This window comes from Tropicimonas sediminicola (assembly GCF_900188335.1).
In the GTDB taxonomy this organism is placed as follows: Bacteria; Pseudomonadota; Alphaproteobacteria; order Rhodobacterales; family Rhodobacteraceae; genus Tropicimonas; species Tropicimonas sediminicola.
The window spans coordinates 361,471-376,683 of sequence record NZ_FZOY01000002.1 but is presented as its reverse complement, the minus strand read 5'-3'; the positions used below and the strand labels follow the sequence as shown (position 1 = coordinate 376,683).

Below are 15,213 nucleotides of genomic sequence, written 5' to 3'. Positions count from 1 at the left end.
CTGGCATGACACGCAAACCCGAGGGGCCCCTCCGAACCGGTTTCACCACAGGCGCCTGCGCCACGGCGGCAGCCGCTGCGGCTTGCGGCGCGTTGGTGACGGGCGAATGGGTGGACCCGGTTGAGATCACCCTGCCGCGGGGCGAGACGCCGCTCTTTGCGTTGGCCGAGATGGCCTTGGGCGAGGGCTGGGCGCGGGCCGGGGTCATCAAGGACGCCGGCGACGACCCGGACGTGACGCACGGCGCGCTGATTCTTGTGACGGTGCGCCATGCTGCGCCGGGGCAGGGGATCGTGTTTCGCGCGGGCGAGGGGGTGGGGCAGGTGACCCGGCCTGGCCTGCCCATCGCAGTCGGCGAGCCGGCGATCAACCCGGTGCCGCGCCAGATGATCACCCGTGCCCTCACCGACGTCGCCGAAGCGCGCGGCATCCCCGCCGATTTCGAGGTGGAGATTGCGGTTCCCGGTGGCGAGGGGCTGGCGCGGAAAACCTGGAACCCCCGGCTCGGGATCGTCGGCGGACTGTCGATCCTTGGCACCACCGGCATCGTCCGCCCGTTTTCCTGCGCCGCCTGGATCGCCTCGATCCACCGCGGCATCGACGTCGCCCGCGCCGCCGGCCTGAGCCATGTGGTCGGCAGCACCGGCGCGACCTCGGAGCGCGTGGCGCAGTCGCATTTCGGTCTGCCGGACCACGCGATGCTCGACATGGGCGATTTCGCCGGCGGAATGCTGAAATACCTGGCGCGTCACCCGGTGCCGCGGGTGACGATCGCGGGAGGCTTCGGCAAGCTCACCAAGCTGGCGCAGGGCGCGCGGGACCTGCACTCGGCGCGCAGCCAGGTGGATTTCCTGCGGTTGGCAGAGACGGCGGCAGGGCTCGGCGCGGATCGGGCGCAGATCGCCGCCTGCAACACCGCGCTCGAGGCGCTTGAACGCGTCGGGGTGCCGCTGGCGCAGGCCATCGCGCAGGCCGCGCAGGCGGAAGCGGCGCAACTCGTGGCTGGCGCCGGGATCGCCGTCGACGTGCTGGTGGTGGACCGGCAAGGGCAGATTCTGGCCGAAGCAGGCCCGGCGTGAGCGTGCGGGTGATGATCCTCGGCGGCACGGCCGAGGCGCGGCAACTGGCCGAGGTGCTGGAGGGACGTGGTGTCGCGACCCTGACCTCGCTCGCCGGGGTGACGCGGCAGCCGGCATCGCTTCCCGGCGATGTCCGGCGCGGTGGCTTCGGCGGTGTGGAGGGTTTGGCGGCGGCGTTGGCCGAAGAGCGGATCACCGCGCTCGTTGATGCCACGCATCCTTTCGCGCAGGGTATCACCGCGAATGCCGTCCGCGCCGCCGAGTTGGCGCGCTGCCCGCTCCTGGTGCTCCGCCGCCCGGCATGGGAGCGGACCGACGGTGCGGACTGGAGCCATTTCGCCGACCTTCCCGCCGCGATGGCTGCGCTGACCGCCGGGGCGCGGGCGCTGCTCGCCACCGGATCCGGCTCGGCGCAGGCGCTGGACCTGCGGCCGGACCTGGCGCTGTTCCTGCGTTCCATCGAGCCGGTCGGGGCGCTGCCGGCCCATGTCACCCAGATCCTCGCCCGCCCGCCGTTCTCCCGTGCAGAGGAACTTGAGCTGATGCGGGCGCATCGGATCACCCACCTGGTGACAAGGAACGCGGGCGGCACGGAGGGGCGGGCGAAGCTCGATGCCGCCGCGGATCTCGGCCTGCGGGTGATGATGATCGACCGCCCGCCGCTGCCCGAGGGCGTGGCGCACGTCCTGACGGTCGGCGCGGTGCTCGGCTTGCTCGCCGGCCGGGGTGTGCTTGACACGCCTTCCGGCACGGCTCCATAACCTCCGCCACGAGGTGCCCGGACGATTCCGGGCGAAGAGGGAATGCGCCGGGGCCGTTGCCCCGAACCGCAGCCGCCCCCGCGACTGTACGCGGCGAGCCGACACCCCGGGCCACTGGCGCAAGACGCGCCGGGAAGGCAGGTGCCGGTGATGACCCGCGAGCCAGGAGACCTGCCTCGTGCCGCCGGCGCAGCCGGTGCGGGATGCGGGTTCGGGCGGGGTGCTCCGGGGTCGCGCCGGTCAGAGGCCGCCCGCGTGATTCCTGCACCTTTCGCCGCTGTCGCAAGGAGCCCGCGCCATGGCCCAGAAGATCCCCGCAACCGTCGTCACCGGCTTTCTCGGCGCCGGCAAGACGACCCTCATCCGCCACCTGCTGGACAACGCCAACGGCAAGCGGATCGCGCTCATCATCAACGAATTCGGAGACCTCGGCGTCGATGGCGAGATCCTCAAGGGATGCGGCATCGAGAGCTGCAAGGAAGAGGACGTGGTGGAGCTCTCGAACGGCTGTATCTGCTGCACCGTGGCGGAGGATTTCCTGCCCGCGATGCAGAAGCTGATCGACCGGCCCGACGCGCCGGACCACATCGTCATCGAGACCTCCGGCCTCGCCCTGCCGCAGCCGCTGGTGCGGGCCTTCAACTGGCCCGACATCCGCACCCGGGTCACCGTGGATGGCGTGGTGGCGGTGGTCGACGGGCCGGCGCTCTCCGAGGGACGTTTTGCCGCCAACGAGGCGGCGGTGGACGCCCAGCGTGTGGCCGACGAGACCATCGATCACGAGACGCCCCTGTCCGAGCTGTTCGAGGACCAGCTCGCCTGCGCCGACATGGTCGTCGTCAACAAGGCCGACCTGCTGGGCGGTGCCGCTGCCGAGGCGCTGACCGCGAAACTCCGGGGCGAGGTGCGCGCGGGCGTCTCGGTGCTGCATGCCGAGATGGGCGCGGTGGACGCCGCTGTGCTGCTCGGTCTCGGCATCGGCGCCGAGGACGACCTGGAAGGGCGTCACGAGGTGCATCACCATCATCATCACCACGACGATGACGACGAGGACGACCACGATCACGAACACGAGCACGGCCACGACGAGTTCGAGAGCTTCGTGGTGAGCCGTTCCGAGATCGCCGATCCCGCGGCCTTTGCCGAGCAGATGGCGGAGGTGATCCGCGCCCATGACATCCTGCGGCTCAAAGGGTTCGCCGCCGTGGCGGGCAAGCCGATGCGGCTGACGGTTCAGGCAGTTGGCCCCCGGATCGACAGCTATTTCGACCGCCCCTTCGCCGCCCACGAGTCGCGCGAGACGCGGCTGGTGGTGATTGGCCAGGCCGGACTCGACCGGCTGGCCATCGAGAAGGCACTGGTGGCGTGAGCGCGGCGCAGATCCGCAGGGGCGACCCGCGCGAGCCCGGCGCCACGGCCTTGCTGCGGGCCAGCCAGGAGATCATGCACGCCTCATCGCCGCCGGAGGCGCGCAACTACCTGCCGATCGACAAGCTGGTGGCCCCGGAAATCCACTTCTTCGTGGCCGAGGTTGGCGAGGACGCGCAGGGCTGCGTGGCTCTGGCGGAACGCGACGGCTACGGCGAGGTGAAATCCATGTTCGTGCGCGCCGACATGCGCGGCTCCGGCCTCGCCGCCGAGTTGCTAGCGCATGTGGAGCAGGAGGCGCGGCAGCTCGGCTTTCCGCTGATGCTCCTCGAGACGGGCACCGAGCTCAAGGCCGCGCTGCGGTTCTACGAGCGCAGCGGCTATGCCTATCGCGGTGCCTTCGGGGATTACACGCCCACGCCGTGGAGCCTCTACATGGAAAAGGCGCTCTGAATGCATCTGCTCGCCGCCATCCCCGGTCAGGTCACCGACGGCAGCGAGCCGGTCGATCCCGGGCAAACGCCCGCGGACGTGATCTTCCTGTCCGCCGCCGACACCGAACTGGCGGCGCTCTCCGAAGCCCGCCAGGCCCTCGGAGACGCCGCGCCGGAGCTGCGGCTCGCCAACCTCGGCTGGCTTTCCCATCCCTTTTCCGTCGACACCTATATCGGCGACACGGCGGAGCGGTCGAAGCTGGTGATCGCCCGGGTGCTGGGCGGCGCGGCCTACTGGTCCTACGCGGTGGAGCAGCTCTCGGCCCGTCTGCGCGCGGCCGGCGTGGCGCTGGCGCTGCTGCCGGGGGATGACAAGCCGGACCCGGAACTGCTGCGACTCTCCACCGTCTCTGCCGAGGACTGGCACGCGCTCTGGGCCTATTGCGTCGAGGGCGGGCCGGAGAATGCCGGCAACTTCCTGCGCCTGACCGGTCACATTCTGGGCCGGGGCGAGCGCCCGCCCGAGGCCGAGCCGCTGCTCCGCGCCGGGCTCTACTGGCCGGGCGAGAGCCGCACCGACCTTGCCGGCCTGCGCAACCATTGGAGCGACGGCGCGCCGGTGGTGGCGATCACCTTCTACCGCGCGCTCCTGCAGGGGGCCGGGCTGCACCCGGTCAATCAACTGGTGAAGTCGCTATTGCGGCGGGGGCTGAACCCGCTGCCCGTATTCGTGGCCTCGTTGAAGGATCCGGTTTCGGTGGCGACGCTGGAACGGCTCTTTGCCGTGGCGCCGCCCGATGTGGTTCTGAATGCCACAAGCTTTGCCGTGTCCTCACCCGACCCGGCCGCCTGGGCCGGGGAGCGTCCGTCCACCGTGCTCGATGCCCCCGGCGCGCCGGTGCTCCAGGTGGTGCTCTCGGGTGGCGCGGAGGAGGCCTGGGCCGAGAGTGAGCGCGGCCTCACCGCCCGTGATATCGCGATGAACGTGGCGCTGCCGGAGGTCGACGGGCGCGTCCTGACACGCGCTGTCAGCTTCAAGGCGCAGGCCTATTTCGACGACGCCACCCAATGCGCCATCGCCGCCTACCGGGCGCGGGGCGACAGGGTGCAGTTCGTGGCCGACCTCGCCGAGAACTGGGCGCGGCTCCGGGCGACGCCGGCATCGGAACGGCGCGTCGCGCTGATCCTCGCCAATTACCCAAACAAGGATGGACGCCTCGCGAACGGCGTCGGGCTGGACACACCCGCGGCGACGGTCGGGGTGATGTCGGCTCTGAAGAGTGCGGGGTATCAAATTGATAATGAAACGGAAAGTTCCGACGCATTGATGGCCGCGGTGCTGGCCGGTCCGACCAACTGGCTCACCGATCGCGCCGAGCGGACAGGTGGCGTGCGTCTGTCGCTGGAGGATTACCGGCGCGCCTATGACGCCCTGCCGCTGGAAGTGCGCGAACAGGTCGAAGACAGGTGGGGTCCGCCGGAGGCCGATCCGTTCTGCGACGGCACGGGCTTTGCGCTGTCCGTGCTGGAATATGGCAACGTGGTCGTTGGGGTCCAGCCGGCGCGCGGCTACAATATCGACCCGACCGACACCTATCACGCCCCCGACCTCGCGCCCCCCCACAACTACCTTGCCTTCTACTTCTGGCAGAGGTTCCGTTTCGGTGCGCATGCCATTGTTCACATGGGGAAACATGGCAATCTCGAGTGGCTTCCCGGCAAGGCGGTGGCCTTGTCCGACTGCTGCTTTCCCGAGGCGGTGCTCGGGCCCTTGCCGCATGTCTATCCGTTCATCGTCAATGACCCCGGCGAAGGCACCCAGGCCAAGCGGCGCGCCCAGGCGGTGATCGTCGATCACCTGACCCCGCCGCTGACCCGGGCCGAAAGCTATGGCCCGCAGCGCGACCTCGAGGTGCTGGTGGACGAGTACTACCAGGCCGCCGGCGTCGATGCGCGGCGGATCGAGTACCTGCGCCGCGAGATCCTGTCGCTGATGGAGGCGACGGGGCTCGGGACGGATGCGGGCGTCGTCGAGGGCGATGACACGGACAGCCGACTGCAGAAGCTCGACGCCTATCTCTGCGAGCTCAAGGAAAGCCAGATCCGGGACGGGCTGCACATCTTCGGCGAGGCGCCCGGCGGCCGCCTTGCCCGGGATCTGATCGTTGCGCTGACGCGTGTTCCCCGCGGAGACGGCAAGGGCGGCGATGCCTCCCTGATCCGGGCGCTGGCCGGTGACTTCGGCCTCGACTTCGACCCGCTGGATTGTGCGCTGGCGGCGCCGTGGAGCGGTGCGCGGCCGGATGCTCTGGCGACGCTGGATGTTTCGCCTGCTGACGCAGACGACCCGCGGGGGCGGGAGCCGGGCGCGCAAGGCGCGCCCGGCTCCCGCCCCCCCTCGCGATCTCCGACAGGAGAGCGCAACCCCTGGCGCAGCGCCGGCGACACCGTGGAGAGGCTGGAGGTCTACGCGGCTGCAATGGTCGAAGGCACGCTCGGCCCCCCGGGCCCGGCCTCGGAGGCGGTGCTTGAGGAGATCGAAGCACGGGTTCGCCCGGCGGTGCAGCACTGCGGCGCCGCGGAGATCGGTGGGCTTCTGACGGCCCTCGACGGGTGCTTTCTTGCGCCAGGACCCTCGGGCGCCCCGACCCGCGGCAGGCTCGACGTGCTGCCCACCGGGCGCAACTTCTTCTCGGTCGACAGCCGCGCCATCCCGACCCGGGCGGCCTGGGAACTTGGATGGAAATCGGCGTCGATGCTGATCGACCGGCACCTGCAGGACCACGGCGACTGGCCGCGCGCCATCGCGCTGACCGCCTGGGGCACGGCCAACATGCGCACGGGCGGTGACGACATCGCACAGGTGCTGGCGTTGATGGGCGTGAAACCGGTCTGGGACGAGATGTCCGGGCGGGTCACCGGGTTCGAGATCATCCCCGCCACCGCGCTTGGCCGGCCGCGGGTGGATGTCACGCTCCGCATCTCGGGCTTCTTCCGCGATGCTTTCCCGGCGCAGGTGGACCTCGTCGCCTCGGCGGCACGGGCGGTGATGGAACTGGACGAACCGGAGGCCGAGAACCCGGCCGCCGCCCGGTTCCGCCGCGACTCAGCCGAGCAGGGCGCCGCGCGAGCCGGCTTCCGCGTGTTCGGCTCGAAGCCCGGCGCCTATGGCGCGGGTCTTCAGGCCATGATCGACGAGCGGCTCTGGCAGGACAAGGGAGACCTGGCCGATGCCTTCCTGACCTGGGGTGGATATGCCTATGGCGAGGGGCACGAGGGCGCCGAGGCGCGCGGCGACTTCGCGGCGCGACTCCAGCAGGTCGATGCAGTGGTCCAGAACCAGGACAACCGCGAACACGACCTGCTCGACAGCGACGACTACTACCAGTTCGAGGGCGGCATGGCCGCGACGGTGGAGCACTTGCGGGGAGAGGCGCCGAAGGTCTATCACAACGACCACTCCCGCCCGGAACGGCCGCTGATCCGGACGCTGGACGAGGAGATCGGCCGCGTCGTTCGCGCCCGTGCGGCGAATCCCAAGTGGATCGCCGGGGTAAAGCGGCACGGCTACAAGGGCGCCTTCGAGATGGCCGCGACGGTCGATTACCTGTTCGCCTTTGCCGCCACCACCGGCGCGGTGCGCGATCACCATTTCGACCTGGTCTACGAGGCCTATCTGGAGGACGACGACACCCGCGAATTCGTCGCGGACGCCAACGCGCCGGCGCTGCGCGAGATGGCCGAGCGCTTCCAGGAGGCGATCGACCGCGACCTCTGGACGCCGCGCTCGAACTCCGCCCGGATGCGTCTTGCGGAGATGATCGGGGCGGGGCGCGGCTGATGGCGGAGCGGGGACACTGCCTCTGCGGGGCGATCCGCTGGGAGATCACGGGGCCGCGGCTCTGGTCGGCCTATTGCCATTGCGAGAGCTGCCGGCGGAACTGCGCGGCTCCGGTTGCGGCCTTTTTCGGCGTCCGCAACGGAGACTGGCGATGGACCGGGCAGGTGCCGGCCACCTACGCTTCCGCACCTGGCGTGACCCGCTTCTTCTGCGCCACCTGCGGCACGCCGGTCGCCTACGCGTCGGAAAAGTACCGCGGCGAGATGCATTTTTACGCGGCCGGCCTCGACGATCCGGCCGACTACCGGCCCGGGTTTCATGTCCACCACGCCGAACATCTGTCCTGGATGATGATTTCGGACGACCTGCCGCGCCATCCTCATGGCGGCAACGATGGAGAGAACGCATGACCGACGATACCGAACGCCACAACGCCAAGATGGCCAAGAAGAAGGCCGCGCGCGACAAGATCATGGCCACCAAGACCGAGGAGAAGGGACTGGTGATCGTCCACACCGGGAAGGGCAAGGGCAAGAGCTCGGCCGCCTTCGGGATGATCTTTCGCTGTATCGCCCACGACATGCCCTGCGCGGTGGTGCAGTTCATCAAGGGCGGCATGTCGACTGGCGAGCGCGACCTGATCCTCGGCCATTTTGCCGACAAATGCGCCTTCCACACCATGGGCGAAGGCTTCACCTGGGAGACCCAGGACAAGTCGCGCGACATCGAGATGGCGCAGGCCGCCTGGGCCAAAGCCAAGGAGCTGATCCTCGACGAGACCAACCGGATGGTGTTGCTCGACGAGATCAACATCGCGATCCGCTACGATTACATCGACGTGGCCGAGGTGGTGGACTTCCTGAGGACGCAAAAGCCGCCGATGACCCACGTCGTGCTGACCGGCCGCAACGCCAAGGAAGAGTTGATCGAGATCGCGGATCTCGCCACCGAGATGGAACTGCTGAAGCACCCGTTCCGCTCGGGCGTGAAGGCGCAGGCCGGGGTCGAGTTCTAGGCGTGGGTCGTTCGAATGAGCAGATCGTGCGTGATATGCATGGACACGCACGGGACTACATTGAGGCTTCCGACAAGTTATCGGCTGCACTTGTCGGGTATGGAAATGCCTCCGCGATGCTCGCTACTCTTGAAATGGAGATCTTACTGAAGGCTGCCTATCGCTTGGACAGTGGAAGCGCCAATCGATCTCATAAACACGACTATTTTAAGATCTGGAAGGATCTTGGCAGTGAGCCGCGTGAAGCTATTCTGAACGTCGCACGCGAGCGCTACGCGGAGCACGCGAGACTTCGCAACGCTGAAGATGTGGAAACGGTCCTTAAGGCACTGAAGAATGCGTTCCTGAAAGGGCGTTACGCTTACGAATTCAATGAGGGTCGAACTCTTGTCGATGCCAGCGAGGTCGGTCGGCAATGGCTCAAAGACGGAGGTCTCCCTGAAGAGGCCGACCTCGCCTACTACCCGATGGAATGCGATGGGATCGCTCTGGGCTGCGCTCGTCTGATCGAAGCAAGACTCGGCATTCCAGCGTCGGAGGGGCTGCGGACTTGATGCGCGCGCTGATGATCCAGGGCGCCGGGTCGAATGTCGGCAAGTCGATGCTTGTGGCCGGGCTGGCGCGGGCGTTCCTGCGCCGCGGGCTGACGGTGCGTCCCTTCAAGCCGCAGAACATGTCGAACAACGCGGCGGTGACGGCCGACGGGGGCGAGATCGGGCGGGCGCAGGCGCTGCAGGCGCTGGCCTGCGGGGTCGAGCCCATGGTGGACATGAACCCGGTGCTGCTCAAACCCGAAACGGAGACCGGCGCGCAGGTCGTGGTGCAGGGCAGGCGAGTGGCAACGGTGCGGGCGCGGGATTACGCGGCGCTGAAACCGACACTGATGGCGCCGGTACTGGAGAGCTTTCGGCGCCTGGGCGGAGAGGCCGATCTCGTCCTCGTCGAAGGGGCGGGCAGCCCGGCGGAGGTCAACCTGAGGGCGGGCGACATCGCCAACATGGGGTTCGCGCGGGCGGCCGGGGTTCCGGTCCTGCTGGTGGGAGACATCGACCGCGGCGGGGTGATCGCGCAGATCGTCGGCACCCGCGCGGTGCTTGATCCCGAGGATGCCGACCTGATTTGCGGCTTTGCGATCAACAAGTTCCGAGGCGATCCTGCGCTCTTCGAAGATGGCTATCGGCTGATCGAGGAGAAGGCCGGCTGGCGTGGCTTCGGGGTCGTTCCCTGGTTCGAGGGCGCGGGCCGGCTGCCGGCGGAGGACGCGCTGGATCTGCGCTCCGCCTCCGGCGAGGGCGGGTTTCACGTTGTCTGTCCGGTGCTGTCGCGGATTGCCAATTTCGACGACCTGGACCCGCTCGGGCTGGAGCCGGGGGTCCGGCTCACCATGGTGCGGGCGGGGCATCCGTTGCCGGGCGATGCGGACCTCGTGATCCTGCCGGGGACGAAATCGACGCGGGGCGACCTCGCCTTCTTTTGCGCGCAGGGGTGGGATATCGATCTGGCTGCGCATGTCCGCCGGGGAGGCCGGGTGCTGGGCCTGTGCGGCGGCTACCAGATGCTGGGGCGTCGCATCGTCGACGCCGAGGGGCTCGAGGGCACGCCGGGGGAGACCGAGGGGCTCGGCCTTCTGGATATCGTCACGGAGATGGTGCCCGAGAAGCGGCTGACCCGGGTGCGCGCGACCCATGTGCCGACGGGCGCAGGCTTCTCGGGCTACGAGATCCATATCGGCCGCAGCGACGGTCCGGACCGCGCGCGGCCCTTCGCGATGGTCGACGGGCGTCCGGAGGGCGCGATTTCGGGCGACGGGCGGATCATGGGCAGCTACCTGCACGGTCTTTTCGCCGAGGACGGCTTCCGGGCGGCGTTCCTGCAGGGGCTCGGAGGCGTGGCGTCGGGCCTGTCGCACGGCGCGGCGGTCGAGGCGGCGCTGGATGACCTGGCCGCGCATCTGGAGGCCCACATGGACGTCGACGGTCTGCTGGAGATGGCGCGCCCGGTGCCGGGCTGAGGCGCCCCTTGCGCCGTGGGATGCCTCCGGCGGGGATATTTCCGGACAGGTGATGTGATTGCGTGGGTGCCCTCGAGGGCGGTCGCGGGTCAGTCCAGCGGGGGGACGCGGGCGACGAAATGGCCTTTAACGCCTTGCGGCCATTGCCGGAAGGGCACGGTGCCGGAGGCGCTGGTGGCGTGTTGCCGGGCGTAGTCTGTCAGCGCGGCGGCATCCGCCTCGGTGCCGTCGAAGCGGCCGAGGACATAGGTCATCTTGCCGGTGTCGGAGATCGCCACGTTGCAGCCGTGGTTGCAGCCCATCAGGCAGGCGACCCCGCGCACCGCGATGCCCGATCCTTCCGCGCGTTCGCGGACCAGGTCCAGGAAATCTTCTCCCGTGGGCGCGCCCTTCTGGGTGTCGCGGTTCACCGCGTTGCGGCAGGTGGTGCAGACGGTGATCGTGGTCATCTCGGCTCCGGAACTTCCAACCCGGACAGACATGAAAGCTTCGGGCGGGGATGTCCACACCCCTGCCGCCCCGATCCGGCGGGACGTGGGCCGGCAAACAGTGGCCCGCGCGCCGGTCAGGCCTGCCGATCCGTCAGGGCAGGGAGGCAAGCCGCATCCTGCCGTCGGCGGGATCGGCCCGCTCCGCCAGCCTCCAGCCAGCCGGTGGTGCGGATCGGGCGCGCCGCCGCTCCAGGCGCCAGTGGCTTTCTGCTGCGGTGTGGTCGGGCGCGAGGTGCCAGCGGCTCTCCACCCCCTGCGCGCCGCCATCGCCGGGGGTCAGCAACAGCCCCAGGGGCACGACCGCGCCCTCGGACGCGCCGGTTTCCGCCGCCAGGTGCAGCCGCCGCACGGGCGTCAGCGCCGGCGGTTCGGGCAGCTCTGCCACCACCAGCGCGGTTGCGCCCGAGCGCAGCGCCTCTTCCATCGACCACAGCAGGTCGCCGGCCTGTGGAGCCGCCACGAAAACCAGCCGGCCCGGGTCGATCCGGGCCGCCATCCCCTCTCCGTTGAGCCATTCCGCCTCCCAGCTGGGCGCAATCCACAGCACCGGGCCGGGCCGGGCCGCCGCAACCGCCAGCGCCAGGGTGTGCCGGGCAGGGCCGCAGAATTCATGCACCCGCGCCAGGGCCAGCGACATCTCGCCCGCAACCGGCAGGGCGGGGTGACCGGCATGGGAGTGGCGTGTCAGCAGGGCATGGTGACGGGACATGGGGAGAGAGTATATATGTTCACTTAATGTTCTCAAGTGGTGCCTTGGGTCCGGCCCGGCGCTCTCCCGCCCGTCTTCGATGCCTTTCGGCATCTCATCCCGTTGGGCCGGGCAGGCTTCGCCTGTGGAAAGGGTGGCCAGGGTCGTTGCAAGGGACCAGCGCGGCAGCCCGCCCGATGGACCCGCACGCCCTTTCGTCTGTCGGGAAACATCCCCGTCGGAGGCGCCGCGCGCGCCGGCGCGCGGCCCGGCCCAACGGGAGGCGGCGCATCTGAAGATGCGTCGGCGACGGGCGGGAGGCCGACGATTGGGGGTTGCTCCCGCCAGCCTGCAACGCGACTGTGGGCGCAAGCGAAAAACCAGGGATCACCATGCAGAAGAAACCTCTCGGAACCTCCGACCTGGAGGTGACCGACCTGTGTCTTGGCACCATGACCTTCGGCAACCAGACCGAGGCGGCCGACGGCCACCGCCAGATCGACATGGCGCTCGACGCCGGAATCAACTTCATCGACACCGCCGAGATGTACCCCGTCAACCCGGTGCGCGCCGAGACCATCGGCCGGACCGAGGAGGTCATCGGCGACTGGATCGCCGCCTCCGGCCGTCGCGGCGATATCGTGCTGGCGACCAAGATCACAGGTTCCAACAAGGGCATCTGCCGGGGCGGGCGCGGGATCGATGGCGAGACCATCGTCGCGGCGGTCGAGACCTCGCTGGCCCGGCTCAAGACCGACGTGATCGACCTCTACCAGCTCCACTGGCCGAATCGCGGTTCCTACCATTTCCGCCAGTACTGGGATTACGACCCCTCCGGTCAGGACCGTGCGGAGACCGAGGCCAACATGCGAGAAGTGCTCGCGGCGATGACCGAGCTGCAGCGCGCCGGCAAGGTCCGTCATTTCGGCCTGTCGAACGAAAGCGCCTGGGGCACGGCGGAATGGCTGCGGCTGGCGGCGGAGACCGGCGCCCCGCGCATGGTTTCGATCCAGAACGAGTATTCGCTCCTCTGCCGCATCTTCGACACCGACATGGCGGAGCTCAGCGTCAACGAGAAGGTGCCGCTGCTGGCCTATTCGCCGCTCGGGGCCGGGCTGCTCACCGGCAAGTACCTTGGCGGCGTGGTGCCGGAAGGCAGCCGGATGTCGCTCAACGCCAACCTGTCGGGGCGCGCCAATCCGCGGTCGGACGCCGCGGTCGAGGCCTATTGCGGGTTGGCAGAGCGGCATGGCCTCGATCCCGTCCACATGGCGCTGGCCTTCTGCCGGGCGCGGCCGTTCATGGGGTCGGCGATCTTCGGGGCCACGACCACGGAACAGCTCGCGCGCATCCTCAACGGGATCGACCTCGAACTGTCGGACGAGGTCCTGGCCGAGATCAACCAGATCCAGCGCGATCACCCGATGCCCTACTGAGACAGGCGCACCGCCCGCGAACAGCCGCGGGCCGGCAAGCCTGCGCCGTTCACGCGGTCGTGGGCTTGCGCCGCCCGGCCGCATGGCGTTTCGTGCCGCCGAGACTCGCCCGACGGAGCGTCCGATGCGTCACTTCCTTTCGCTTGCCTGCCTGCTGGCCCTTGCCGCCTGCCTGCCCGACCGCAGCCCGCCCGAACCGCAGGCCGCGCCCGGCACGCCGGAGTTCTTCCAAGAACAGAAGGCGTCCTGCGAGGCCCGGGGCGGACAGTTCGGCAAGGCGCCCGGGGGCGCGACGAGCGTGTGCTACATCACGCCGCGCGATGCCAACCAGACCTGTTCGCAGAACTCCGATTGCGAGGGCATGTGCCTTGCGCGGTCCCGGACCTGCACGCCGGTCGTCCCGATGTTCGGCTGCAACGAGGTGCTGCTCGACGGTGGCATCCGGGCGGAGATCTGTCTGGACTGACCGGCCACGGCCTGCCAAGGGGCGGAGATGGAAACCTGGATCGCCGTCACATTGGCAGCCGCGCTGTTCCAGACACTGCGGTTCGCGCTTCAGAAGCGCCTGAAGCAGGCCGGCCTCTCCGCCGCCGGGGCGACATGGGCGCGTTTCCTGTGGTCCGCGCCGGCGATCGCCTCGGCCGTTGTCGGCTGGATCCTGGCTGGCGGTGCGGAGATGCCGCCGCTCACCGGGCGGTTCTGGGCCTTCGCGCTGGCCGGCGGGGTGGCACAGATCCTGGCGACGATCTGCGTCGTGATGCTGTTCAGCTTCCGCAACTTCGCCGTCGGCATCACCTTGAAGAAATCCGAAGTGCTGCAGACGGTCCTCGTGGGCTGGCTCCTGCTGGGCGAGACCGTCTCGCCAGCCGGGTTCGGCGCGCTGGTACTGGGGCTCGTGGCGCTCCTCGTGCTGGCCGAGCCGCCGGGGCCACGCGGGGCGGGCAGGGCGGTCAAACGCCTCATCAGCCCCTCGGTCCTGCTGGGGCTGACCAGCGGCGCCTTTTTCGCGCTGGCAGGCGTCGCCTACAGGGGGGCGACGCTCTCTCTCGGGGACGGCCCGGTGGCGTTCCGCGCCGCACTGGCGCTGGCGCTCGTGACCGCGACGCAATCGCTTCTGATGCTGCTCTGGTTCCTGTGGAAGGACCGGGCGCAGATCCGGCTGGTGCTGCAGGCCTGGCGGCCGGGGCTGGCGGTCGGGGCGGCGAGCCTCGCCGGCAGCTATTGCTGGTTCACCGCCTTCGCGCTGCAGAACGCGGCATATGTCTATGCGCTCGGGCAGGTGGAGCTGCTGTTCTCGGTGGCCGGCGGGGCGCTCTTTTTCGGCGAGCGCCTGTCGCGGCGGGAGGTGTTCGGGATCGGCCTTCTGGCGCTCAGCCTCGTGGTGCTGGTCCTCGTGACCTGACGGCGGATCAGGTCATCGCAGCCGGGTGATGCCGGAGACGATGTCGTCGTTGCGCACCATCGGCACGCTCTCCGGGACGCCGCCACGCCCGATCAGCGGCGCCAGTTCGGCCAGCACGACTTCGGTGATGAAGGGCAGGTCGAAGCTGCGCACCTCTCCCAGCGGGATCCATTGCAGGTGGCGGAGCTCGTCGCAGGCGTGGGTAAAATCCTCCGGGTCGCCCCTTACGGCGGTCGCGGGGACGAGGAAGAAGCGGGCGTCGAAGCGGCGGGGGCGGCCGGGCGGGGTGATCGCGCGGAAGACGAAGGAGAAGCCCTCGGCCGAGGGCGCGTGGCCGGTGGCCGCGAAGCTCTCCCAATCGGCATCGGGAGGGGCCCAGCGGCCAGGACGGCCGAGGATCAGGCCGGTCTCTTCCCACACCTCGCGCACCGCGCCGGCGAGCAGCGCCGGGATCAGCCGGGCGTCGGTGTCGATCGCCAGCCGCCGCAGGCAGGTCGCGCCCGGCTGTGCCGCCAGCGTGACCGCCGCGTCGCCGGCATCGATCGCGCCGCCGGGAAACACGAACTTGTCCGGCATGAAGGCGGCGGAGGAGCCGCGCTGGCCCATGAGCACTTCCGGGCCGCCAGCGCCCTCGCGCCAGAGGATCACGGTCGCGGCGTCCCGCAATGCGCTCTTGTCGACCATGGG

At 69.4% G+C, this 15,213-nt stretch carries 15 protein-coding genes and 1 riboswitch; of the genes, 12 read left to right on the top strand and 3 right to left on the bottom strand.

The window, feature by feature from the left end; all coding sequences use genetic code 11:
* The first annotated feature begins 5 nt into the window (after positions 1-5).
* From CHB86_RS06085 to CHB86_RS06045, 9 genes are all read left to right on the top strand, one after another.
* Positions 6-1,079 (top strand): cobalt-precorrin-5B (C(1))-methyltransferase, encoded by a 1,074-nt coding sequence (locus CHB86_RS06085; protein WP_089232114.1) that lies wholly within the window; start codon positions 6-8, stop codon positions 1,077-1,079.
* Positions 1,076-1,840 carry a cobalt-precorrin-6A reductase gene (locus CHB86_RS06080; protein ID WP_089232113.1) on the top strand — a complete coding sequence of 255 codons (765 nt, stop codon included), beginning with the start codon at positions 1,076-1,078 and terminating at the stop codon, positions 1,838-1,840. Before CHB86_RS06085 ends, CHB86_RS06080 begins: the two co-directional genes overlap by 4 nt.
* Positions 1,835-2,033: riboswitch (cobalamin riboswitch) on the top strand. It overlaps the preceding gene by 6 nt.
* A 105-nt stretch (positions 2,034-2,138) precedes the next feature.
* The gene (cobW, locus tag CHB86_RS06075; RefSeq protein WP_089232112.1) at positions 2,139-3,209 is read left to right on the top strand and encodes a cobalamin biosynthesis protein CobW; all 1,071 of its coding nucleotides are present in this window, start codon (positions 2,139-2,141) and stop codon (positions 3,207-3,209) included.
* On the top strand, positions 3,206-3,661 hold the full coding sequence (locus tag CHB86_RS06070; protein ID WP_245837779.1) for a GNAT family N-acetyltransferase: 456 nt from the start codon (positions 3,206-3,208) through the stop codon (positions 3,659-3,661). Before cobW ends, CHB86_RS06070 begins: the two co-directional genes overlap by 4 nt.
* Complete coding sequence (gene cobN, locus CHB86_RS06065) at positions 3,662-7,483, top strand: cobaltochelatase subunit CobN (protein WP_089232111.1); 3,822 nt, start codon at positions 3,662-3,664, stop codon at positions 7,481-7,483. It begins immediately after the preceding gene.
* Positions 7,483-7,893 (top strand): GFA family protein, encoded by a 411-nt coding sequence (locus CHB86_RS06060; RefSeq protein ID WP_089232110.1) that lies wholly within the window; start codon positions 7,483-7,485, stop codon positions 7,891-7,893. The genes cobN and CHB86_RS06060 overlap by 1 nt, the downstream gene beginning before the upstream one ends.
* Complete coding sequence (gene cobO / locus CHB86_RS06055; RefSeq protein ID WP_089232109.1) at positions 7,890-8,498, top strand: cob(I)yrinic acid a,c-diamide adenosyltransferase; 609 nt, start codon at positions 7,890-7,892, stop codon at positions 8,496-8,498. Before CHB86_RS06060 ends, cobO begins: the two co-directional genes overlap by 4 nt.
* A gap of 26 nt (positions 8,499-8,524) precedes the next feature.
* The gene (locus CHB86_RS06050) at positions 8,525-9,052 is read left to right on the top strand and encodes a hypothetical protein (protein WP_141134830.1); all 528 of its coding nucleotides are present in this window, start codon (positions 8,525-8,527) and stop codon (positions 9,050-9,052) included.
* Positions 9,052-10,509 carry a cobyric acid synthase gene (locus CHB86_RS06045; protein ID WP_089232107.1) on the top strand — a complete coding sequence of 486 codons (1,458 nt, stop codon included), beginning with the start codon at positions 9,052-9,054 and terminating at the stop codon, positions 10,507-10,509. Before CHB86_RS06050 ends, CHB86_RS06045 begins: the two co-directional genes overlap by 1 nt.
* 89 nt (positions 10,510-10,598) lie before the next feature.
* Here the strand turns inward: CHB86_RS06045 and CHB86_RS06040 are convergent, their stop codons facing one another.
* Positions 10,599-10,958 carry a DUF1636 family protein gene (locus CHB86_RS06040; protein WP_089232106.1) on the bottom strand — a complete coding sequence of 120 codons (360 nt, stop codon included), beginning with the start codon at positions 10,956-10,958 and terminating at the stop codon, positions 10,599-10,601.
* 133 nt (positions 10,959-11,091) lie between these two features.
* Positions 11,092-11,709 carry an ImuA family protein gene (locus CHB86_RS06035; protein WP_089232105.1) on the bottom strand — a complete coding sequence of 206 codons (618 nt, stop codon included), beginning with the start codon at positions 11,707-11,709 and terminating at the stop codon, positions 11,092-11,094.
* A gap of 371 nt (positions 11,710-12,080) precedes the next feature.
* Here CHB86_RS06035 and CHB86_RS06030 point away from each other — a divergent pair, with 371 nt between their 5' ends.
* The 3 genes from CHB86_RS06030 (at position 12,081) to CHB86_RS06020 (ending at position 14,526) form a co-directional block, all read left to right on the top strand.
* Positions 12,081-13,124: an aldo/keto reductase gene (locus tag CHB86_RS06030; protein WP_089232104.1), complete on the top strand. Its 1,044-nt coding sequence runs from the start codon at positions 12,081-12,083 to the stop codon at positions 13,122-13,124.
* 124 nt (positions 13,125-13,248) lie between these two features.
* Positions 13,249-13,590 carry a hypothetical protein gene (locus CHB86_RS06025; protein ID WP_089232103.1) on the top strand — a complete coding sequence of 114 codons (342 nt, stop codon included), beginning with the start codon at positions 13,249-13,251 and terminating at the stop codon, positions 13,588-13,590.
* Between the two features lie 27 nt (positions 13,591-13,617).
* Entirely contained in the window at positions 13,618-14,526 is a 909-nt protein-coding gene (locus CHB86_RS06020; protein ID WP_089232102.1) for an EamA family transporter, read from the top strand.
* Positions 14,527-14,538: 12 nt separating this feature from the next.
* Here the strand turns inward: CHB86_RS06020 and CHB86_RS06015 are convergent, their stop codons facing one another.
* Positions 14,539-15,210: an NUDIX hydrolase gene (locus CHB86_RS06015; RefSeq protein WP_089232101.1), complete on the bottom strand. Its 672-nt coding sequence runs from the start codon at positions 15,208-15,210 to the stop codon at positions 14,539-14,541.
* Between the last annotated feature and the right edge of the window lie 3 nt (positions 15,211-15,213).